General features: G+C 74.8%; 21 protein-coding genes and 3 tRNA genes. 9 read left to right on the forward strand and 15 right to left on the reverse strand.

Features of this window, described 5'->3' with window-relative positions:
• Window positions 1–70: 70 nt before the first annotated feature.
• From rplA to FHR78_RS04280, 5 genes are all read right to left on the reverse strand, one after another.
• Window positions 71–760: a 50S ribosomal protein L1 gene (gene rplA / locus FHR78_RS04260; RefSeq protein ID WP_123546697.1), complete on the reverse strand. Its 690-nt coding sequence runs from the start codon at window positions 758–760 to the stop codon at window positions 71–73.
• A gap of 100 nt (window positions 761–860) precedes the next feature.
• A complete protein-coding gene (gene rplK / locus FHR78_RS04265) occupies window positions 861–1,292 on the reverse strand; it encodes a 50S ribosomal protein L11 (protein ID WP_123546698.1) in 432 nt (143 codons plus the stop codon).
• A 99-nt stretch (window positions 1,293–1,391) separates the two neighbouring features.
• Complete coding sequence (nusG, locus tag FHR78_RS04270) at window positions 1,392–2,492, reverse strand: transcription termination/antitermination protein NusG (RefSeq protein WP_166759228.1); 1,101 nt, start codon at window positions 2,490–2,492, stop codon at window positions 1,392–1,394.
• A gap of 123 nt (window positions 2,493–2,615) precedes the next feature.
• Window positions 2,616–2,897, reverse strand: a complete 282-nt coding sequence (gene secE / locus FHR78_RS04275) for a preprotein translocase subunit SecE (RefSeq protein WP_166759229.1) — start codon at window positions 2,895–2,897, stop codon at window positions 2,616–2,618.
• A gap of 100 nt (window positions 2,898–2,997) precedes the next feature.
• A tRNA-Trp gene (locus FHR78_RS04280) sits at window positions 2,998–3,070 on the reverse strand.
• 193 nt (window positions 3,071–3,263) lie between these two features.
• Between FHR78_RS04280 and FHR78_RS04285 the strand changes: the two genes are divergently transcribed.
• The 5 genes from FHR78_RS04285 to FHR78_RS04305 all read left to right on the forward strand — a co-directional run bounded on the left by FHR78_RS04285 (window position 3,264) and on the right by FHR78_RS04305 (window position 8,335).
• Window positions 3,264–4,466, forward strand: coding sequence for an aminotransferase class I/II-fold pyridoxal phosphate-dependent enzyme (locus FHR78_RS04285; protein ID WP_166759230.1), 1,203 nt, complete (start codon window positions 3,264–3,266; stop codon window positions 4,464–4,466).
• Window positions 4,467–4,633: 167 nt separating this feature from the next.
• Window positions 4,634–5,482, forward strand: coding sequence for an ABC transporter ATP-binding protein (locus FHR78_RS04290; protein ID WP_166759231.1), 849 nt, complete (start codon window positions 4,634–4,636; stop codon window positions 5,480–5,482).
• 59 nt (window positions 5,483–5,541) lie between these two features.
• Window positions 5,542–6,354 carry an ABC transporter permease gene (locus tag FHR78_RS04295; protein ID WP_166759701.1) on the forward strand — a complete coding sequence of 271 codons (813 nt, stop codon included), beginning with the start codon at window positions 5,542–5,544 and terminating at the stop codon, window positions 6,352–6,354.
• A 32-nt stretch (window positions 6,355–6,386) separates the two neighbouring features.
• Window positions 6,387–7,646: a sensor histidine kinase gene (locus FHR78_RS04300; protein WP_166759232.1), complete on the forward strand. Its 1,260-nt coding sequence runs from the start codon at window positions 6,387–6,389 to the stop codon at window positions 7,644–7,646.
• Window positions 7,643–8,335: a response regulator gene (locus FHR78_RS04305; RefSeq protein WP_166759233.1), complete on the forward strand. Its 693-nt coding sequence runs from the start codon at window positions 7,643–7,645 to the stop codon at window positions 8,333–8,335. The genes FHR78_RS04300 and FHR78_RS04305 overlap by 4 nt, the downstream gene beginning before the upstream one ends.
• A 110-nt stretch (window positions 8,336–8,445) precedes the next feature.
• Here the strand turns inward: FHR78_RS04305 and FHR78_RS04310 are convergent, their stop codons facing one another.
• From FHR78_RS04310 to FHR78_RS04320, 3 genes are read right to left on the reverse strand one after another with little or no spacing between them, the layout of a single operon-like run.
• Window positions 8,446–9,537 carry a UDP-N-acetylmuramate dehydrogenase gene (locus FHR78_RS04310; RefSeq protein WP_166759234.1) on the reverse strand — a complete coding sequence of 364 codons (1,092 nt, stop codon included), beginning with the start codon at window positions 9,535–9,537 and terminating at the stop codon, window positions 8,446–8,448.
• On the reverse strand, window positions 9,534–9,965 hold the full coding sequence (locus tag FHR78_RS04315) for a MaoC/PaaZ C-terminal domain-containing protein (RefSeq protein ID WP_166759235.1): 432 nt from the start codon (window positions 9,963–9,965) through the stop codon (window positions 9,534–9,536). The genes FHR78_RS04310 and FHR78_RS04315 overlap by 4 nt, the downstream gene beginning before the upstream one ends.
• Window positions 9,962–10,411: an FAS1-like dehydratase domain-containing protein gene (locus tag FHR78_RS04320; protein ID WP_166759236.1), complete on the reverse strand. Its 450-nt coding sequence runs from the start codon at window positions 10,409–10,411 to the stop codon at window positions 9,962–9,964. Before FHR78_RS04320 ends, FHR78_RS04315 begins: the two co-directional genes overlap by 4 nt.
• A gap of 64 nt (window positions 10,412–10,475) precedes the next feature.
• Between FHR78_RS04320 and FHR78_RS04325 the strand changes: the two genes are divergently transcribed.
• Entirely contained in the window at window positions 10,476–10,790 is a 315-nt protein-coding gene (locus FHR78_RS04325) for a DUF3072 domain-containing protein (protein WP_432207137.1), read from the forward strand.
• A 97-nt stretch (window positions 10,791–10,887) separates the two neighbouring features.
• Window positions 10,888–11,748 (forward strand): UbiA family prenyltransferase, encoded by an 861-nt coding sequence (locus tag FHR78_RS04330; protein WP_166759237.1) that lies wholly within the window; start codon window positions 10,888–10,890, stop codon window positions 11,746–11,748.
• A 166-nt stretch (window positions 11,749–11,914) separates the two neighbouring features.
• Here FHR78_RS04330 and FHR78_RS04335 read toward each other — a convergent pair whose 3' ends face one another.
• From FHR78_RS04335 to FHR78_RS04355, 5 genes are all read right to left on the reverse strand, one after another.
• On the reverse strand, window positions 11,915–13,087 hold the full coding sequence (locus tag FHR78_RS04335) for an FAD-dependent oxidoreductase (RefSeq protein ID WP_166759238.1): 1,173 nt from the start codon (window positions 13,085–13,087) through the stop codon (window positions 11,915–11,917).
• Complete coding sequence (locus FHR78_RS04340; protein WP_347878042.1) at window positions 13,084–13,884, reverse strand: class I SAM-dependent methyltransferase; 801 nt, start codon at window positions 13,882–13,884, stop codon at window positions 13,084–13,086. The genes FHR78_RS04335 and FHR78_RS04340 overlap by 4 nt, the downstream gene beginning before the upstream one ends.
• Before the next feature lie 2 nt (window positions 13,885–13,886).
• Window positions 13,887–15,044, reverse strand: coding sequence for a type III polyketide synthase (locus FHR78_RS04345; protein WP_166759239.1), 1,158 nt, complete (start codon window positions 15,042–15,044; stop codon window positions 13,887–13,889).
• Between the two features lie 166 nt (window positions 15,045–15,210).
• A tRNA-Met gene (locus tag FHR78_RS04350) sits at window positions 15,211–15,284 on the reverse strand.
• Window positions 15,285–15,319: 35 nt separating this feature from the next.
• Window positions 15,320–15,391 (reverse strand) — tRNA-Thr (locus tag FHR78_RS04355).
• A 166-nt stretch (window positions 15,392–15,557) separates the two neighbouring features.
• Between FHR78_RS04355 and FHR78_RS04360 the strand changes: the two genes are divergently transcribed.
• Window positions 15,558–16,142, forward strand: a complete 585-nt coding sequence (locus FHR78_RS04360; protein ID WP_166759240.1) for a 2'-5' RNA ligase family protein — start codon at window positions 15,558–15,560, stop codon at window positions 16,140–16,142.
• Here FHR78_RS04360 and FHR78_RS04365 read toward each other — a convergent pair.
• Window positions 16,131–17,153 (reverse strand): aldo/keto reductase, encoded by a 1,023-nt coding sequence (locus FHR78_RS04365; RefSeq protein ID WP_347878089.1) that lies wholly within the window; start codon window positions 17,151–17,153, stop codon window positions 16,131–16,133. The genes FHR78_RS04360 and FHR78_RS04365 overlap by 12 nt on opposite strands.
• Window positions 17,154–17,216: 63 nt before the next feature.
• Between FHR78_RS04365 and FHR78_RS04370 the strand changes: the two genes are divergently transcribed.
• Window positions 17,217–18,974 carry a glycoside hydrolase family 13 protein gene (locus FHR78_RS04370; protein WP_166759241.1) on the forward strand — a complete coding sequence of 586 codons (1,758 nt, stop codon included), beginning with the start codon at window positions 17,217–17,219 and terminating at the stop codon, window positions 18,972–18,974.
• Window positions 18,975–19,185: 211 nt separating this feature from the next.
• Here the strand turns inward: FHR78_RS04370 and FHR78_RS15555 are convergent, their stop codons facing one another.
• Window positions 19,186–20,418, reverse strand: coding sequence for a peptidoglycan DD-metalloendopeptidase family protein (locus FHR78_RS15555; protein WP_166759242.1), 1,233 nt, complete (start codon window positions 20,416–20,418; stop codon window positions 19,186–19,188).
• Between the last annotated feature and the right edge of the window lie 26 nt (window positions 20,419–20,444).

The raw sequence follows: 20,444 nt of genomic DNA on the forward strand, positions 1-20,444 counted from the left end.
GGACGACGAAGGCCGCCCCGCTCGAGAGCGGGACGGCCTGTCGTGACGATCAGGTGATCGAGGCTGCTGCCTAGAAGACGTTGATGTCGAGGGGGATGCCGGGACCGAAGGTCGTCGACAGCGTGCCCTTGGTGATGTAGCGGCCCTTCGAGGAGGACGGCTTGAGGCGGACGACCTCGTCGAGGGCGGCGTCGAGGTTGGTGTTCAGCTGCTCTTCCGAGAAGCCAGCCTTGCCGATGACGAAGTGCACGTTGGCGTGCTTGTCGACGCGGAACTCGATCTTGCCGCCCTTGATGTCGTTGACGGCCTGCGCGACGTTCGGGGTCACGGTGCCGGTCTTCGGGTTGGGCATGAGGCCGCGGGGGCCGAGCACCTTTCCGAGACGGCCGACCTTGCCCATGAGCTCGGGGGTCGAGACGGCGGAGTCGAACGACGTGTAGCCGCCCGCGACCTTCTCGATGAGCTCGTCGCCGCCGACCTCGTCCGCACCGGCGGCGATGGCGGCCTCGGCCGCTGCGCCCGTGGCGAAGACGATGACGCGGGCGGTCTTGCCCGTGCCGTGCGGCAGGATGACGGTGCCGCGCACCATCTGGTCGGCCTTGCGGGGGTCGACGCCGAGCTTCAGCGCGACCTCGACGGTGGAGTCGAACTTCTTGGAGCCGGTCTCACGAGCGACGGCGACGGCCTCGCTGGTGCTGTAGAACTTGCCGGCCTCGATCTTCTCGGCGGCGGCGCGGTACGCCTTGGACTTCTGAGCCATGTTGGACCTCTTCGTGCTGGGGACGTGGTAGCGAGCCTGGCCGGCTCTCCCACTGGTGTCTGGGGCGTGCAGGCGGGTCGCCTGCACGAGGGGGGTGCGACTACGCGTCGACCGTGATGCCCATGGAGCGGGCGGTGCCGGCGATGATCTTCGCCGCGGCGTCGATGTCGTTGGCGTTCAGGTCGGCCTGCTTGGTCGTGGCGATCTCGCGGACCTGGTCCATGGTGAGCTTGCCGACCTTGTCGGTGTGCGGGGTCGACGAGCCCTTGGCGACGCCGGCGGCCTTCTTGATGAGCTCGGCGGCGGGCGGGGTCTTGAGGACGAACGTGAACGAGCGGTCCTCGTAGACGGTGATCTCGACCGGCACGACGTTGCCGCGCTGCGACTCGGTGGCCGCGTTGTACGCCTTGCAGAACTCCATGATGTTCACGCCGTGCTGACCCAGGGCCGGGCCGATGGGCGGGGCGGGGTTCGCGGCGCCGGCGTTGATCTGAAGCTTGATCAGACCCGTGACCTTCTTTTTCGGTGCCATTGTTCTTTTCCTTCTCGTGGGGTTCGAGCCGGCCGCGGTCGCGGTCCGCTCTCCCGGTGGTCCGCGGTGCGGACTCCGGTGATCTGGGGGAGCTCCGGGCTAGAGCTTGGTGACCTGGTCGAAGCTGAGCTCGACCGGGGTCTCGCGCTCGAAGAGGGAGACGAGCACCGTGAGCTTGCCGCTCTCGGGCTTGATCTCGTTGATCGTACCGGGAAGACCGGCGAACGAGCCCTCCTTGATGGTGATCGTCTCGCCGATCTCGAAGTCGACCTCGGCCGGGATGACCCGTTGGGCCTGCTTGCCGCCCTTGGCCGAGCCCTTGGCGGCCGGGGCCGCCTCCTGCACCTGGACGAGGCTCTTCAGCATCTGGAAGGCCTCCTCGAAGCGGAGGGGCGTCGGGTTGTGGGCGTTGCCCACGAAGCCCGTGACGCCGGGCGTGTGGCGCACGACCGACCAGCTGTCCTCGTTGAGGTCCATGCGGACGAGCACGTAGCCGGGGATCCGCACGCGGGTGACCAGCTTGCGCTGCCCGTTCTTGATCTCGACGACGTCCTCCATCGGGACCTCGACCTGGTAGATGTAGTCCTCCATGGTCATGGAGACCATGCGGTTCTCGATGTTCTGCTTCACGCGGCGCTCGAAGCCCGCGTAGCTGTGGATGACGTACCACTTGCCCGGCTTGCCGCGCAGGTCGTAGCGGAACGCCTCGTAGGGGTCGACCTCGTCGGCCTCGGCCTCGTCGTCGGCCTGCTCGGTGACCACGTCGAGGTCGACACCGTCCTGGGCGACCTCGGCGTCGGCGTCCTGGACGGACTGCTCGGCCTCGGCGATGACCGCGTCGGCGCCGGCGGCGTCGCCCTCGTCGGCGAGCTGCTCGGCCTCGGAGTCGGCCTCGTCGTCGGTCGCCTCGACGGCGGCCTCGGCCTCGGCGGCGTCGTCGATGTCGAGCGCGTCGTCGACGACGGCGTCGGCCTCGGGGTCGCTGGCCTCGGCCAGCGTGTCGAGCAGGCCGTCGATGTCGTCGGTGTCGGTGGTGCCCTCGTCGCCCTCGTCGACGACGGTGATCGCGGCCTCCTCGGCGGAGCCCTGGTCGCCGTCGGCGTCGACGTCCATCAGGTCGCCCTCCTGGGTCTCGGCGACCTCGGAGGACTGCTCGGCGGCGGGGGCGAGATCGATGTCGTCGCGCTCGTTGTCAGGCACTGGGGTTCTTCTTCCGTTGAGAGGCTCTGGGAGCTCAGGGGGTCTGGCCGTCCGCAGGGGCGGAGGGACGACCGCAGAGGATCGTGGGGCGGCGCGGACGAGACGGCCCGGCGCCGCGGCGGGTCAGCTGCCGGTGGGGCCGTTGCCGAAGACGTAGCCGACGACGAGGCCGAACAGCGAGTCGAGGCCGGTGACCAGCGCCATCATGATGACGACGAAGACGAGCACGACGCCCGTGTAGCTCAGCAGCTCTTTGCGGGTCGGGGTGACGACCTTCTTGAGCTCGGCGATCACCTGGCGGATGAACAGCGCGATGCGGGCGAAGGGGCTTCGACGCGCTGCGCTGTCGGCCTTCGCCTTGTCGACGACGTCCTCACTGGGGACGTCGAGGTCTTTTCTCGCCACTGTCGTACTACCTTCCGAGGTCGACCCGAGGGCCAGTGTCCGTGATCCGGGCCGCCCCGCTGGTCTCTGGTGGACCAGTCGGGACGCCCCGGCCGGGCTGCAGGGCGGACAGGACTCGAACCTGCAACCTGCGGTTTTGGAGACCGCTGCTCTACCAATTGAGCCACCGCCCTATGGGACCTGGGGCCCCGGGCCGGACGACGTGCCGTGCACGCCCTGGGGCGCACGCCGGCTCCGCGGTGTCCGACCGCCTCGACAAGTGTAGGTGAGGGCCCGCGGTGTTGCAAAGCCGGGACGCGTCCGGGCACCCCGCCGGGCCGTCGTGCACCCTGTCGGGCAGGGAGGCCGCCGGATAGGCTGACCGGCGTGACCCAGCCTGCCCGCCGCCTCTCGTCCCGCATCGCCTCCATCGCCGAGTCGGCCACCCTCAAGGTGGACGCCAAGGCCAAGTCGCTCCTGGCCCAGGGCCGGCCGATCATCAGCTACGGCCCGGGCGAGCCCGACTTCCCGACCCCCGACCACATCGTCGAGGCGGCCGTCGCGGCGGCGCGCGACCCGCGCAACCACCGCTACTCGGCCGGCGCCGGCCTGCCCGAGCTGCGCGAGGCGATCGCCGAGAAGACCCTGCGCGACAGCGGCACCGAGGTGCGGCCGGCCCAGGTCGTCGTCACCAACGGCGGCAAGCAGGCGGTCTACCAGGCGTTCCAGGCGCTGCTCGACCCGGGTGACGAGGTCCTGCTGCCCGCCCCGTACTGGACGACCTACCCCGAGGCGATCTCGCTCGCGGGCGGCGTCTCCGTCGAGGTCTTCGCCGGCGCCGACCAGGGCTACAAGGTCACGGTCGAGCAGCTCGAGGCCGCCCGCACGCCCCGCACGAAGGTGCTGCTGTTCTGCTCGCCCTCGAACCCGACGGGCGCCGTCTACTCCCCCGACGAGGTCGAGGCCATCGGCCGCTGGGCGCTCGAGACCGGCACCTGGGTCATCAGCGACGAGATCTACCAGAGCCTCGTCTACGACGGCGTCCGCGCGGTGTCGATCACCGAGGCCGTGCCCGAGCTGGCCGACCAGACGATCCTCGTCAACGGCGTCGCGAAGACCTACGCGATGACCGGCTGGCGCGTGGGCTGGATGGTGGGCCCGGCCGATGTCGTCGCCGGCGCCTCCAACCTGCAGTCGCACCTCACGTCGAACGTGTCCAACGTCTCGCAGCGCGCGGCGCTGGCGGCCCTCACCGGCCCGCAGGACGAGGTCGAGTCGATGCGCCGGGCCTTCGACGCCCGCCGCACCCGCATCGTGGCCGAGCTGAACGCCATCGACGGCGTGGTCGCCCCGACCCCCGAGGGCGCCTTCTACGTCTACCCCGACGTCAGCGGCCTGCTCGGCCGCGAGTGGGGCGGCGTGACGCCGACGACCTCGCTCGAGCTCGCCGACCTCGTGCTCGAGCAGGCCGACGTCGCCACCGTGCCCGGCGAGGCCTTCGGCCCGAGCGGCTACCTGCGCCTGTCGTACGCCCTCGGCGACGACCAGCTGCTCGAGGGCGTGCAGCGCCTCCAGCGCCTCTTCTCGTAGGAGGCGCGGGCCGGGTCCCGCAGACCCGGCCCGGCCCACGGCCCCACGGCCTGCTCCCCCCTCCGTGTTCCCCCGACGGGGTCCACCGACGGGGTCCACCGATCGGGGGATGCCGGGTCGACCGGTCCACGGTGCCGCGCCCGCGCCTCCTGCCCGAGGCTCGGAGCATGACCCCACCACCCGTCGTGCGCGTGCGCGACCTCACGAAGCAGTACGGACGGACGACCGTCCTGCACGGCGTCTCGTTCGACCTCGAGCCGGGCGAGACCCTCGGCCTGCTCGGGCCGAACGGCGCCGGCAAGTCGACGACCGTCGAGATCCTCGAGGGGCACCGCGACCGCTCGGGCGGCGAGGCGAGCGTGCTCGGCGCCGACCCCCGCGACGCGGGGCGCGACTGGCGGGCGCGCCTCGGCATCGTGCTGCAGACCTCGGCCGAGCAGGGCACGTCGACCGTGCGAGAGCAGGTCGCCCACGTCGCAGCCCTCTACCCGCGACCCCGCGACGTCGACGAGGTCGTCGCCGCCGTCGGCCTCGAGGCGCAGGCCGGCACCCGCGTGCGCGCCCTCTCGGGCGGCCAGCGCCGCCGGGTGGACGTCGCCCTCGGCATCGTCGGCCGCCCCGAGCTGTTGTTCCTCGACGAGCCGACGACCGGCTTCGACCCCGAGGCGCGGCGCGCGTTCTGGCAGCTGATCCGGTCGCTCTCCGACGACGGCACGAGCATCCTGCTCACCACCCACTACCTCGACGAGGCCGCGCACCTCAGCGACCGGGTGGCCGTGATCACCGAGGGCCGGGTCGTCGCCGAGGGCCGTCCCGACGAGATCGGCAGCGTCGAGGCCCGCACGCCGCGGGTGCGGTGGTCGGACGACCGCGGCCGACACGACGAGCGCACGGCCGACCCGGGCGGCCTCGTGGCGCGCCTGCACGGCGCGGGCTCCGAGCTGCGCGACCTGGAGGTGGTGCGCCCCTCGCTCGAGGACGTCTACCTCGAGCTCGTCGCCGGGGCGGCGTCGTGAGCGCCCGCGTGCCGGTCGCCGCCCCCGGGGGCCGGACCGCCGCCTCCTCGACCTCGGGCCTGCGGCACGTGCTCGCCCTCGGCGCCGTCCAGGTGCGGCACGAGGTGCGGACCTACTTCCGGGCGGGGGACACGGTGTTCTTCACGTTCCTGTTCCCGGTCGTGATGCTCGCGATCTTCTCGACGGCGTTCAGCGCGTCCGGCTCGTACGGGGTCAGGGCCGACGGCTCGGCCGTCGACGCGGCGGCGTACTACCTGCCCGGCATGGTCGCGGCGGGCGTGCTGCTCTCCGGCGTGCAGGCGCTCGGCGTCGACATCGCCGTCGAGCGCTCGGACGGCACCCTCAAGCGCCTGGCGGGGACGCCGCTGCCCGTCGCCTCGTGGTTCCTCGGCAAGCTGGGGCAGGTGGTCGTGACGAGCCTGCTGCAGGTGGCGCTCCTCCTCGCGGTGGCCGGTGTGCTGTTCCGGGTGCCGCTGCCCGCCTCGGCCGCGTCGTGGGCGACGCTCGGCTGGGTGTGGCTGCTCGGCCTCGCGGGCTCGGCGATGCTCGGGATCGCCCTGTCGCGCGTGCCGCGCACCGGGCGCAGCGCCACGGCCGTCATCGTGCCCGTCGTGCTCGTGCTGCAGTTCGTCAGCGGCGTCTACCTGCCGTTCGCCCAGCTGCCGACGTGGCTGCAGCAGGTCGCCTCGGCGTTCCCGCTGAAGTGGCTCGCGCAGGGCATGCGCAGCGTGTTCCTGCCCGGGTCGTCGGCGGCGGCCGAGGTGGGCGGCACCTGGGACCTCGCGGGCGTGGCCCTGTGGCTCGCCGTGTGGCTCGTCGTCGGGGCGGTCGCCGCCCGGCTGACGTTCCGGTGGGGCCGACGGGACGCCTGACGGCGGCCGCACGGGACGGTACGGTGACGGACATGACCGCGACGGCAGCCGAGGGCCCGCGCCCCGCCGGACGCCCCGCCACGCTCTGGTGGGACGTCGGCGCCGGGGCGACCGTCGTGGTCCTCACGGTGCTCGCCGTCGCCTCCGGCCCGGGCTCCCCCGGCTCCCTCGGCTCCCCCGACGGGGGCCGGGGCCTCGCCCTGCTCGCCACGGGGCTCTTCGCCCTCTCGTGGCTGCTCGTCGCGCGACCGGCCGTCCGCCGCGACGACGACCGGCTCGGCCGCGCCGAGGTCGCCGTGGTCGGCGCCTCGGCGCTCGTCGGCGGCCTCGCGGTGGCCGGCGCCCCGCAGCTCGCCGTGGTGCAGGCGTTCCTCATGCCGCTGCTCTGGACGGTGCTGCCGACCGTCCGCGCGGCGGTCGTCGCCAACGTCGTGCTCTGCCTCGCGATCTGCGCGGGCTTCGTGGCGAGCCTCGGCTGGTCGCGGGAGGCCCTCGCGACGGCCGCGACCAGCGAGGGGCTGTCGTTGGCCTTCAGCGTCGCCCTCGGGCTCTGGATCACCACCATCGCCCGCACCGGCGCCGAGCGCGGCCGCCTGCTCGACGAGCTGCGGCGCGCACAGGACGAGCTCGCCGTGCACCACCGCGAGGCCGGCACGGTGGCCGAGCGCGAGCGCCTCGCCCGCGAGATCCACGACACGGTGGCCCAGAGCCTCACCGGGCTCGTCATGCTCAGCCAGCAGGCGCGGGCGTCGCTGGCGGCCGGCGACCCGGCGGCCGGCCTCGCGCGGCTCGAGCTGATCGAGGGCTCGGCGCGCGACGCGCTCACGGACGCCCGCACGCTCGTCGCGGCCACCGCCTCCTCGGGGCTCGACGGCGGCGACCTCGCCGACGCCCTGCGGCGCCTCGGCGGACGGTTCGCGCGCGAGAGCGGCGTCGACGTGGTCGTCGAGGTCGAGCCGGGCGTCGAGCTGCCGCGCGACCAGCAGGTCGTCGTCGTGCGGACCGCCCAGGAGGCGCTGGCCAACGTCCGCAAGCACAGCGGGTCGCGCTCGGCGCACGTCACGCTCGCCCGGGTCGACGACTCGTCCTCGCACGGCTCCCCTCGGGGCCCCGCGGTCGCCCTCGCAGTGCGCGACGAGGGGGTCGGCTTCGACGTCGCGGACGCGCGCGAGGGCTTCGGCCTCGACGGCCTCGCCGAGCGGCTGCGGCTGGCCGGCGGACGCCTCGACGTGGCCAGCGGCCCGGACGGCACGGTCGTGACCGCCGTCCTTCCCGGGGAGCCGGTCTCGTGACCACCCGGACGCTCGTCGTCGACGACCACCCCGTCGTCCGCCAGGGCCTCGCCGCGATGCTCGGGGCGACGGACGACTTCGAGGTGGTCGGGCAGGCGCCCGACGGCGTGGAGGCCGTGCGCCTCGCGGCCGAGCTGCGCCCCGACCTCGTGCTGATGGACCTGCGCATGCCGCGGCTCGACGGCGTCGCCGCCACGGAGGCGGTGCTGCGGGACGTCCCGACCGCACGCGTCGTCGTCCTCACGACCTACGAGTCGGACGACAGCATCCTCGGCGCGATCGAGGCGGGCGCGAGCGGCTACCTGCTCAAGGCCGCGCCCGAGGACGAGCTCCTCGCCGGGCTCCGCTCGGTGGTCGGCGGGCAGGTCGCGCTCGCCCCGTCGATGGCCGCGCTGCTCGTCGGACGGGCACGGGGGACGACGGCCGGGGCCGCCGCGGACGACGGCGGCGGCCCGGGCGGCAGGGACGGGGCCGCCGGGCCGAGCCCGCTCAGCCCCCGGGAGACCCAGGTGCTCGCCCTCGTGGCCGAGGGCTGCTCGAACCGCGAGGTCGGGCTGCGGCTGTACGTCGGCGAGGCGACCGTGAAGACGCACCTGCTGCACGTGTTCGAGAAGCTCGGCGTCGGCGACCGCACCCGCGCCGTGACCCTCGCGATGGAGCGCGGCTGGCTGCCGCGCGGGCGAGGCTGACGGGTCGGCCCGGCTCCGACGGCGGGCCCGACCCGGCTCGGGTCGGACCGGATCAGCTCGGCTCGGCCCGGCTCTGGGTGCTCGCTGCAGGGCTCGCCCCGGGGGCTCGCCTAGAGGTCGAGCCCCAGCAGCACGGGCTCGGGCCGCAGCAGCACGCCGAACTCGGCGGAGACCCGCTGCTGCACGAAGCGGGCGAGCTCGACGACGTCGGAGGCGGAGGCGCCGCCCCGGTTCGTCAGGGCGAGCGTGTGCTTGGTCGACACCGACGCCCCCGAGCCCGGCAGCCGGAACCCGCGCGAGACGCCGGCGTGCTCGATCAGCCAGGCGGCGCTGAGCTTGACCGCGCCGCTCGTGGCGGGGGGCGGCGGGGCGGGCTCCTCGCCGAGCGGGACGACCCGTGCCTCGGGCTCGGGGTCGACCTGCCAGCGCGGCGCGTCGGCGGGCAGCACCGAGGCCGCCTGACGGGAGACGACGGGGTTGGTGAAGAACGACCCGCTCGACCAGGTGTCGTGGTCGTCGGCGTCGAGCACCATCCCCTTGGAGGCGCGGAGCGCGAGCACGCTCGACCGCACGTCGGCGACCGAGACGCGCGCCCCGAGGTCGACGGCCAGCGCGCCGGCCAGCTGCGGGTAGGCGACCTGCTCGCTCGCGCCTCCCTCGTCGCGGAGCGCGAACTCGACGGCGGTCACCACGCCCTGGCGGCCCTGCTTGAAGACGCTCGTGCGGTAGCCGAGGCCGAGGTTCGCGGCCGGCACCCGGACGAACTCGCCCGTCTCGGCGTCGACGAAGTCGACGGAGACGACGGTCGAGGCGACCTCCTGCCCGTAGGCGCCGATGTTCTGGATCGGCGACGCGCCGGTCGAGCCCGGGATGCCGCTGAGCGCCTCGAGGCCGGACCACCCCTCGTCGACGGTGCGGGCGACGAGGTCGTCCCAGGGCTCGCCGGCGGCGACCCGCAGGCGCACGCGACCGTCGACGTCGTCGAGGCGCTCGACGCCGCGGGTGCGGACGTGCACGACGGTGCCGTCGAACGGCTCGTCGGAGGCGACCGTGTTCGACCCGCCGCCGAGCACGAACCACGGCTCGTCGTCGGCCCAGACGGCCCGCACGGCCTCGATCAGCTCGTCGGTCTCGTCGGCGACGACGAGGCGCGCCGGCTCGGCGCCGACCCTCGTCGTCGTCAGCTCGGAGAAGGCGGTCACGCCAGGGTCACCACGACCTGGGCCTTGCCGAGCACGGTCTTGTCGTCGACGGCCACCGTGAGGTCGACCCGGACGGTGCCGGCCTCGTCGTCGAGGGCCGCGACCTTGGCCGTGACGACGATCTCGGCGCCGTCGACCGGGTGCACCACGACCGGGCGCGTGAAGCGCACCTGGTAGTCGGAGACCCAGCCGATGACGCCTGCGTCGTCGCCCGAGCCGTCGAGCCACTCGACGACCGGCTGCACGGCGGTGCCCATGGTGAGCATGCCGTGCGCGAGCACGCCGGGCAGCCCGACCGACTCGGCCACGTCGTCGCGGTAGTGGATGGGGTTGAAGTCGCCCGAGGCGCCCGCGTAGCGCACGAGCGAGTCGCGGGTGAGCGGGTACGTCTTCTGGGCGACCACCTGGCCGAGCTCGAGGGCGCTCACGCGTCGTCCCCCCGCACCACGAGGGTCGACACGGCGGTGACGACGTGCGCCCCCGTCTGGTCGACCATGTCGGAGGAGGCGGTCACCATCGAGTTGCCGCCCAGCGCCTTGACGGCGGTGACGGTGAGCGTGGCGGTGAGCTCGTCGCCCGCGACGACGGGGCGGCTGTATCGGAAGCGCTGCTCGCCGTGCACGACGCGCGAGAAGTCGATGCCCGCGTCGGGCTCGGCGAGGAGCTGCGCGAGGGTCGCCTCCTGCACCACGACCGGGAACGTCGGGGGCGCGACGACGTCGGCGTGGCCCGCGGCGCGCGCGGCCTCGGGGTCGAGCGACAGCGCGCTGGTCGAGCCGGTGGCGCGGGCGAACTCGCGCACCTTCTCGCGGCCGACGAGGTAGGCGGGGGCCGGCGGGAGGACCCGCCCTTGCAGATCGGGGTTCACTGGCACGGCGTCGAGTCTAGCCACGCCGTCGCTGCGTGCCGATGTCGGGGGCGCGGCGTACGTTCTCCCCATGAGCGACTCGAACATCGACCCTGACATCACGCCCGTCGACCCCGCAGCACCCGAGGGCGGCGGGGCCCCGGCCTCCGGCGCCGACGCCGGCTCCGGCGAGACCCTGGGCGGCGAGCGCCCCGACCCCTCGAACACCGCCTCGAAAGACCCCGAGCAGTGGGTCACCGGTGACGAGCCCATGACCGGCCCGCAGAAGAGCTACCTCGACACCCTGGCCCGCGAGGCCGGCGAAGAGCTGCCCGCCGACCTCAACAAGGCCCAGGCGAGCGAGCACATCGACCGCCTGCAGGCCAAGACCGGTCGCGGCCAGTAGCCGAGCCCGCTCCGTGGTCGTCCCGCCCCGAGGGCTCGTGCCCCCGGGGCGTGGGCGGCCTCAGCCCGTCCCTCCCCCCGCATCGGTGCCCGGCACCGTGAGGGGGCCCCTCCCCGTCGTCGCCGCCCTGGCCCGCTCGACGCACCCGGGCCCGACCGTCGCCGTCACCGTGTTGTCCGTCGTGCTCGCCGCCGCCGTGGGCCTCGGCCCGGGCCGCACCGTCGTGCTCGCCCTCGCGGTGCTCGCCGGCCAGATCTCGATCGGCTTGTCGAACGACCTGGTCGACGCCGGCCGTGACCGCCAGGTGGGCCGCACCGACAAGCCCCTGGCCCTCGGCCTCGTCTCTCCGACGACGGCCGCCGTGACCACGGGCGTCGTCTCCGTCGTGGCCGTCGGCCTCACGTTCGCCCTCGGCCCCGCGGCCGGCCTCGCGCACCTCGTCTTCCTCGTCTCCGGCTGGGCCTACAACCTCGGCCTCAAGCGCACGGCGTGGTCCGCCGTGCCGTTCCTCGTGGGGTTCGGCGCCCTGCCGGCGGTGGTCACCCTGGCCTCCGCTCCCCCGGCCCCGCCCGCGGCGTGGGCGCTCGTGGTCGGCGCCGCGTTCGGCGTGGCCGTCCACTTCACCAACGTGCTGCCCGACCTCGACGACGACGCCCGGACGGGCGTCGTCGGCCTGCCGCACCGGTTGGGGCGCCTCCGCGCCGGCCTGGCGGCCTTCGCCGCCCTCGGGGTCGCCGCCGTCGTCACGGCCGCGGGGCTGCTGCTCGACGACTCGCTCTCGGTGCTGCGCACGGGGCTCGGCCTCGGCGGGGCGACGGCGACGCTCGGCCTCTCCGTCGCCGGTGCGGTCGTCGTGCTCCGGGGCGGAGCGACACGGGGGCTGTTCCGTCTCGTCATCGCCGCGGCACTCGTGCTCGTCGCGTCGCTCGCGCTCGCCGGCACGGCGCTCGTCGCCTGAGCCGGCCGAACCGGCCGGCTGGGTCGGGTCGACTGGCCCGAGCGGTCCGCCCGGCCTGCCTGGCCCGGCCGCGTCGCGCCAGCCGGGTCGGCCTCTGACGGAGTCGATCTGACCTACCAGCCTCAGCACGTGCCGGACAGACCCTGCCGCACCACGTCGGAGCGGCTCAGACCCACCGCATCGCGTACACGGATCCGAGCAGGTGGCGGGTGGGCAGGCGCAGCGCCGCCGAGAGGCCGGCCCGCCGCGCGGCCAGCGCGACGGCGCCGACCGGGCGCCCGAGCGCCATGTTGATCTCCGCCTGCCGGGCCGAGCGGACCGCCGACCGGCGTCGCGCCTCCTCGTACGGCCGGAACGTCGTCGGGTCCAGGCGGCGGCCTCCCGCCGACCTCAGCGCCCGTGCCACGACGGGCGCCAGGGCCGCGGCGTCGAGCCAGCCGAGGTTCATGCCCTGGCCGCCGATCGGGCTGATCTCGTGGGCGGCGTCGCCGATGAGCACCACGCGGCCGGCGACCGTGCGGCCGGCGAGTCGCCGCTGCACCCCGAACGCGCTCGTCATCGACGCGGTGCCGGGGTCGACCTCGACGCCGGTGCGCTCGGCGACGAGACGGGCGACGAGACCGGCGTCGGGATCGCCGCCGCGGGCGTCGACGGCGGCGTCCTCGCCGAGCAGCACGACGAAGCGCCGCACGCCGCCCGGCAGCGGGAACGACTCGACCACGCCCCGTCGCTCGAGGTGCACCACCGCGTCCGCGCCGTGCCGCGAGTCGTCGGCGACGTCGCACATGACGTAGCGGTCGGGGTAGCGGCGCAGGGGCGCGTCGATGCCGAGCGCGTCGCGCACGGGACTGCGGGCGCCGTCGGCCGCGAGCACGAAGCGCGCCGCCGCCTCCACCGGGCCGCCGGGGCCCTCGCCGCGGAGCAGGACGCGCTCGGGCTCCTGCTCCAGCTCGACGAGGGCGGTGCCGCGACGCAGCGCCCCGGGGGCCAGCGTCTCGAGCCGGCCCCGCAGCAGGCGCTCCGTGCGGTGCTGGGGCAGGGCCGCGACGAACGGCCAGCGGCGGTGCACCCGGTCGAAGCTCACCGACCCGAGGGTGCGTCCGCCGCTGCGGGCGACGCCCCGTCGCACCCGGACGGCCTCGGCCACGAGCTCGTCGGCGACGTCGACCTCGTCGAGCACGTCGAGGGAGGGCGCGTGCACGCCGATGGCTCGCGAGAGGGCGGGCTCGTCCGTGCGGCGCTCCCACACCGCCACGTCGAGCCCGCGCCGGGCGAGCAGGGCGGCGGCGAGCACGCCGACCGATCCCCCGCCGACGACGACCACGTCGTGGGTGATCACGGGCGCGTCCTGCCCGGGCCGGCGGCGTCGCCGTCGACCCGCCCGGCGCCGTCCGCCCCCGGCGCAGCGCGGTCGAGCAGCGCCCACACGCGGAACGGCGGCCGACGGAGCGCTGCCCAGCCCTCGGGCAGCTCGCGCCGCAGCTCGGCGTCGGTCCAGCTGCGGCGGATCGACCTCAGCCCGTCGACCCGGACGAAGGAGGTGCCGGCCAGGGGCAGCGTGCCGACCCAGTACCCGGCGTAGGCCGCGGGCGACCGACGGATGTCGCTGTGCAGCACGAGGCGCCCGGCGAGCGCCGCGCTGTCGGCGAGCACGCCGGCGCGGGCGTCGTCGTCGAGGTGGTGCAGCACGTGGTTCGAGACGACGACGTCGAACCGCTCGCCGGCCGCTACGAGGTCGCCGCTCGAGGCGCACCGGTACCGGACGCCGTCGTCGGGCCGGGCCCGGGCGAAGTCGTGGGCGCGTCGGTCGGGGTCGACCGCGGTGACGGTCAGCTGCACGCCGTCACGGCGCGCCCAGCGCGCGAGCGACCGCGCGAGGTCGCCGCCGCCCGACCCCAGGTCGAGCAGGGTCGTGGGCTCGTCGGCCGAGAGCAGCGGCCGGATGCGCTCCCGCCAGGCCCGCCGCCAGCCGGCCACGAGGCCGTTCACGACGGGGAACACGGCGTAGGTGCGACGCAGCAGGCCCAGGTCGCACCCGGGGTCGTCCATCAGCTCGCGCAGCTCGACGGCGCGGCGGCGCACGTCGACCAACGGCCCGCGCGGGTCGGGCGAGGCGCTCGTCGCCGTCCCGGACACGGTCAGGCGCCGACCCGCCGGGTGAGCAGGGCGCTCTCGACCGTGAGCCCGGGCCCGAAGGCCATCGCGCACACGCGCCGGACCGCAGGAGGTGCCGGGTCGCCGTCCGCGCCTCCTGCGCCCTCGAGGTGCTCGCGCAGGATGAACAGGACGGTCGCGCTCGACATGTTGCCGTACTCGCGGAGCACCCGGCGCGACGGCGCCATCGCGACCTCGTCCAGGCCCACCTGCGACTCGACCCGGTCGAGGATGCTGCGCCCGCCGGGGTGCACGGCCCAGCCGTCGACGTCGCCGACGCCGATGCCGCCTGCCTCGAGCAGGGTCGCGAGGGCGGAGTCGATGTTCTCCTCGACGATGTGCGGCACGTAGCTGCTCAGCACCATGTCGAAGCCCTGGTCGCCGATGCTCCAGGCCATGTCGCCCTCGCCCACCGGCGTGAGCACCGTCTCGAGCACGTCGAGGTCGAGCACGGGCGAGCCCGGGGCCGCGGGCCGGGACGAGACGACCGCCGCGGCCGCGCCGTCGGCGAACACCGAGGAGGCGACGATCGCGTCGGGGTCGTCGGAGCTGCGCAGGTGCAGGGTGCAGAGCTCGGCGCAGACGACGAGCACGACGGCGTCGGGCTCGGCGAGGCACGTGTCGCGGGCGGCGCGCAGCGCGGGGAACGCTCCGTAGCAGCCCATGAAGCCGATGTGCAGGCGTCGGGTCGACGGCGCCAGCCCGAGGCGGCGCACGAGCAGGTAGTCGGGGCCGGGCGCGAAGAAGCCGGTGCACGAGACGGTGACGACGTGGGTGACGTCGGCGGCGGTGATCCCCGGGGCGCCGGCCAGCGCCTCCTCGGCCGCCCGGACGAAGAGGTCGGGGCTGCGGGCGACGTAGACGTCGTTGCGGGCCCCCGTGCCCGGGCGCAGGATGCGGCCCTCGGCACGGTCGTAGAACACCGGGGCGTCGGTCTGCGGGGTCGACGCGTCCGGCTCGGCGGCGAGCTCGTCGATCACGGTGTGCCGGGTGTCGATGGCGGCGCCGTCGAACACGGCGCCGATGAGGCGCGGGGCGAGGCGACCGAGACCCGGCTGACCGCGGAAGACGTCACGGATGTGGTCCTGCCCGATGATCGTCGACGGGACGGCGGTGCCGATGCTGAGGATGCTCGGGGACATCCCTAGAGCGTATGCGCCGCGGGAGGCGACCGGTCAGGAACGGCGGCCGAGCACCCGAGAACGGGCGGTGCCCCGGGGACAGGAGGGGCTCGAGGAGCCCAGGGACGAGAAGCGCCCTGGGAACGCGAGAGGCCCCGCTCGTGCTGTGCACGTTCAGGGCCTGCGGTAGCGAGGGCGGGACTCGAACCCGCGACACCACGATTATGAGCCGTGTGCTCTAACCAACTGAGCTACCCCGCCGCAAGCTGTCGGCACGAGAGACCGTGCCCAGCCGGAGCCCCGAGTCAGGATTGAACTGACGACCCCTTCCTTACCATGGAAGTGCTCTACCACTGAGCTATCGGGGCGTGACCACCGTCAGCCAGACCCTGGGGCCCGCTGCCGTTTGGCACCAGACAAGGGTAGCAGAGCCGAGGGGCTCCCGAGGACACCCTCGACCGGGCGGCCGGACCGGCGTCGCGCGCGACCGTCGAGGCCCGGTCGGACGCCGCGACGCCGGGCCATCATCGACGGGTGCACAGCATCGAACTCCTGCTCGACGGCCCCGCCGACGCCGCCGTCCGGGCCCAGTGGGCGGCCCTCACCGACGCCGGCCTGCCGTCGCAGGCCGACCACGCCAGCAGCTCGAACGCGCCGCACGTGACCCTGCTGGCGAGGCGTCGGATCGACGACACGACCGACCCCGCCCTGACGGCCCTGTTCGACGGCGCGTTGCCCGCCGCGGTCGAGCTGGGCGCCCCGCTCGTCTTCGGCGGGGGCCGCGGGCACGTGCTGGTCCGCTCGATCGTCGCGACCCGTGAGCTGCTCGACCTGCACGCGGCCGTCCACGAGATCGTCGGCGGCGACCAGGACGTGCCGCACTCGTCGCCCGGGCGCTGGGTGCCGCACGTCACGCTCGCGAGCCGGCTCGACGCCGAGGGCGTGGGCCGGGCCCTCGCCGCGCTCGGGGCGTTCGCCGACGAGGAGGCGCGCGAGGCCCCCGAGGACGCTGCGGCCCCTGCGGCCCCCGGCGCGGCCCCGGCCGCGGGCACGACCCGCCTGGTCGCAGGACGCCGCTGGGACCCGAGCCGGCGGACGATCGTGGTGCTAGGGCGCTGACGAGGCAGCGGCCGACGGGTCGGCCGGTGCCGTCGAGGCCGTCGGGGCCGACGCCGCCTCGAGCGCGGCGAGGTCGCCCTCGTCGAGCACCACGGACGCCGCACCGAGCAGGTCGTCGAGCTGGGACGTCGTGCGCGCGCTCGCGAGGGCGCCCACGACGCCGGGCCGCGAGGCCAGCCAGGCGACGGCCACGGCCGCCGGGGCCACCCCGTGCCTCTCGGCCACCTCGGCCACGACCTCGACGACGCCGAGCGCCTGGGGCGTGGAGTAGCTCGCGGCCCGGCCCCCGCGCGGCGACGAGCCCTGCTCCTCGCCCGAGCGGTACTTGCCCGTGAGCAGGCCGCTCGCCAGCGACGAGTGCGGCAGCACGGCCAGGCCGTGGTGGTCGACGACCGGGGCGATCTCGTTCTCGTACTCGCCCCTCCTCACCAGGTTGTAGGCGTGCTGCACGGCGACGAACGGGTGCAGGCCGTCGCTGTCGGCGATGGCGAGGGCCTGGCGCAGCCGGGCGGGCGAGTAGTTCGAGGCCCCGGCGAAGCGGATCTTGCCCTCGTCGACCAGCTCGCTGAGCGCGGTGACGGTCTCGCGCAGGGGCGTCTCGTCGTCGTCGAAGTGCGCCGAGTAGAGGTCGATGCGGTCGGTGCGCAGTCGCGTCAGGGAGCCCTCGACGGCGGCGCGGATGCTCGCGCGCGAAAGACCGGGGGCGTCGGGGTGCTGGCCGCACTTGGTGCTCACGACGACCCGGTCGCGGTTGCCGGGGCGCGCGAGCCACCGGCCGATGATCGCCTCCGACTCGCCTCCCGAGTTGCCGGGCAGCCAGGCCGAGTAGACGTCGGCCGTGTCGACGACGCGGCCGCCGTCGCCGACGAAGAGGTCGAGCAGCTCGAGCGCCGTGGGCGCGCCCACCGTCCAGCCGAAGACGTTCGTGCCGAGGGCCAGGGGGAACGGGCGTCGACCGTCGGTCCAGTCGCTGCTCGCGAGGTCGGTCAGGGTGTCCAGGGGTGCGCCGATCCGTGTCGTGGGAGCCCCAGGCTACCGGGCGGACGCCCCCCGGCGCTGCCGTATCGTGGCCGCATGTCCTCACACGAGACCACGGGCGACACGCTCGACTCCCCCTCCGAGACCGACACCACGACCGTCGCCGACGTCGAGTCCGCTCCGTCGTCCGGCGCCGAGCGCGGCGGCGAGTGGTGGCGCACCGCCGTCATCTACCAGGTGTACCCGCGGTCGTTCGCCGACGCGGACGGCGACGGCGTCGGCGACCTGCCGGGCATCACCTCGCGGCTCGACGCCCTGGCCGACCTCGGCGTCGACGCCGTCTGGCTCTCGCCGTTCTACACGTCGCCCCAGCGCGACGCCGGCTACGACGTCGCCGACTACACCGACGTCGACCCGCTGTTCGGCACCCTCGACGACTTCGACGCGCTGCGCGCCCGGGCCTCCGAGCTCGGCCTGCGCCTCATCGTCGACCTCGTGCCCAACCACACGTCGTCCGAGCACGCGTGGTTCCGCGCCGCCCTCGCCGCCGGGCCCGGCTCCCCCGAGCGCGCCCGCTACATGTTCCGCGACGGCAAGGGGGCCGACGGCGAGCTGCCGCCCAACAACTGGGAGGCGGTCTTCGGCGGAGCAGCCTGGACGCGCGTCGTCGAGCCCGACGGCCAGCCCGGCCAGTGGTACCTGCACCTCTTCGACACGTCGCAGCCGGACCTCGACTGGACGAACCCCGCGGTGCGCTCCGACTTCGTCGACGTGCTGCGCTTCTGGCTCGACCGCGGGGTCGACGGGTTCCGCGTCGACGTGGCCCACGGGATGATCAAGGCCGACGGCCTGCCCGACTACACCCCGCCCGCCGACGCCGGCAGCATGGGCGGCGGCGCGACCTCGGACACCACCCCGCCGTACTGGGCCCAGGACGGCGTGCACGAGATCTACCGCGACTGGCACCGCGTGCTCGCCGAGTACCCCGGCGACCGCGTCCTGGTCGCCGAGGCCTGGGTCGAGCCCCTCGCGAAGCTGGCGAACTGGGTGCGCCCCGACGAGATGCAGCAGGCCTTCAACTTCGCCTACCTCGAGACGGGCTGGTCGGCGGCCGAGATCCGTCGCGTGGTCGACCAGTCGATCGAGGTCTTCTCGAGCGTGGGCGCCCCCAGCACCTGGGTGCTCAGCAACCACGACGTCGTGCGGCACGCCAGCCGGCTCGCCCTCACCGCCGACAACCCGCAGGGCTGGGGCATCGGCCCGAAGAGCCCGGGCCTGCCCGTCCCCGAGCTGGGCCTCGCGCGAGCCCGGGCGGCCTCTGCCGTCATGCTCGCCCTGCCCGGCAGCGCCTACCTCTACCAGGGCGAGGAGCTGGGACTGCCGGAGGCGATCGACCTGCCCGACGACAGCCGCCAGGACCCGACGTGGTTCCGCACCGCAGGCGAGCGCTACGGGCGCGACGGCTGCCGCGTGCCCCTGCCGTGGGAGTCGGGAGCGCCGGCCTTCGGCTTCAGCGCGACCGGCGCCTCCTGGCTGCCCCAGCCCGAGGACTGGTCGACCTACGCCCGGGACGAGCAGCAGGGCGTGGCGGGCTCCACGCTCGAGCTCTACCGCACGGCCCTGGCGCTCCGTTCCGAGCACGAGCTGGGATCGGCCGAGCTGGCCTGGGTCGACGGCTACGGCGAGGCCGTGGTGGCGTTCCGCACGGGCGCCGTCACCGTGATCGCGAACACGGGTGACGTCGCCGTCGAGCTGCCGGTCGGCGACGTCCTGCTGGCGACCATGGCCCTCGACGGGCCCGCGCTGCCGCCGAACGCTGCCGTCTGGCTGGCCTCGGTCGACGACGAGGGCTGAGGCCGCGCGGGGCCGGCCGGGCCCGTCGGGCCTGGGCCCACGTCGGGCTGGGCCCGCAAGGCTGAGGCCCCGCCGGGCTCAGGCCCCGCCGGGCTCAGGCCCCGCCGGGCTCAGGCCCCGCACGACGAAGCCCCCGACCGCGGTCGGGGGCTTCGTCGTGCTGGGGGGCGATCGCGGCGGCGGCCGGGCCTGCCGCTCGCCCCTCCGGGCGTCAGTTCGTGTTGGCGGTCAGCCAGGGGTAGGGGTCGACCGGGACGCCGCCGAGGTGGATCTCGAAGTGCAGGTGGGCGCCCGTGCTGTTGCCGGTGCTGCCGACCTTGCCGACGAGCTGCCCCACGGTGACCTGCTCGCCGACCGAGACCTGCACCGAGCCGGTCTGCATGTGCGAGTAGGTCGAGGTGACCTTCTGGCCGTTGATGACGTGCTCGATCTCGACGTGGTTGCCGAAGGCGCCGCCGGGGCCGGTCACGGCGCTGACCGTGCCGTCGGCGATGGCCTGGATGGGCGAGCCGGAGCCGGGGATGAAGTCGAGGCCGTTGTGGAACGTGCTGCAGAAGCCGCAGTTCGAGACGTGACGCGCGCCGAAGCCGCTGCTGATCGGCACGCCGGTGGCGAACGGCCACTGCACCGTGCCCGCGACGTCGTTGGTGAAGGTGCTCGCGCTCGTCGAGGCGTACTCGCTGACGGGGGCGACCTTCATCTCGGTCACGGAGTAGCCGTCGCGCGTCGCCGCGTCCTCGGCGGCGGCGCCGGCGACGAAGGTCTGGGCGGCGGCGGCCTTCTTGGCCACCGTGCGCTCGTCGGTGTCGACGAAGAAGGCGTTGGCCGGGACGGAGGTGGACACGAGCATGGCGCCCGCGAAGAGCATGGCGCCGACGACCGTGACGCGCTTGCCCGCGCCGGCGAAGGACGCGCCTGTGCCCTGGCGACGGGCGGTGCTCGCCGTGGCGGCGGCGGGGCCGGTGCGCACGGGGGACGCGGCCGGGCTGGCCGACGGGCGCTGCTGCGACCGGCTGGCCGACCGGTTCGCGCGCGGCGTGGCGGCGACCTCGGCGACGGCGGGGCGACGACCGCGACGGCGCGTGGCCTCCGCCTCGGCGGCCCGACGGGCGGCACGCGTGGCGTGGGCCGGGGCGACGGACGCGGCGGCACGGTCGGCGGAGGCCGAGGCGACGGACGGGGCGGGGAGGACGCGGGGGGCCGGGTCGGTCACGGGGACGGCCACGGACACGGGAGCGGCGACGGAGGCGTCGGACGACGTGGCGGCGGGGGCCACGGCGGGCGCGGCCGCGAGGGCTGCGCGACGCTCGGCCTCACGGGCCTCTCGTCGAGTCGCGTACACCGGCAGGGCCGGGGTTCCGGGGGCGTCGTCCCGCTGATCGACGGGTGCGCGATGCGACCGGAGGTCGCCCTCGAGCTCGGCGATGGGGTGGGACTTCGACACGTGTAGTTGATCCTCGGGGTGCTCGG

This window comes from Frigoribacterium faeni (assembly GCF_011761235.1).
GTDB lineage: Bacteria > Actinomycetota > Actinomycetes > Actinomycetales > Microbacteriaceae > Frigoribacterium > Frigoribacterium faeni_A.

Coding starts and splice junctions, on each gene's coding strand:
- rplA (WP_123546697.1), bottom strand. CDS start 760: ATGGCTCAGAAGTCCAAGGCGTACCGCGCCGCCGCCGAGAAGATCGAG.
- rplK (WP_123546698.1), bottom strand. CDS start 1,292: ATGGCACCGAAAAAGAAGGTCACGGGTCTGATCAAGCTTCAGATCAAC.
- FHR78_RS04290 (WP_166759231.1), top strand. CDS start 4,634: ATGACCCCACCACCCGTCGTGCGCGTGCGCGACCTCACGAAGCAGTAC.
- FHR78_RS04300 (WP_166759232.1), top strand. CDS start 6,387: ATGACCGCGACGGCAGCCGAGGGCCCGCGCCCCGCCGGACGCCCCGCC.
- FHR78_RS04325 (WP_432207137.1), top strand. CDS start 10,476: ATGAGCGACTCGAACATCGACCCTGACATCACGCCCGTCGACCCCGCA.
- FHR78_RS04345 (WP_166759239.1), bottom strand. CDS start 15,044: ATGTCCCCGAGCATCCTCAGCATCGGCACCGCCGTCCCGTCGACGATC.
- FHR78_RS04370 (WP_166759241.1), top strand. CDS start 17,217: ATGTCCTCACACGAGACCACGGGCGACACGCTCGACTCCCCCTCCGAG.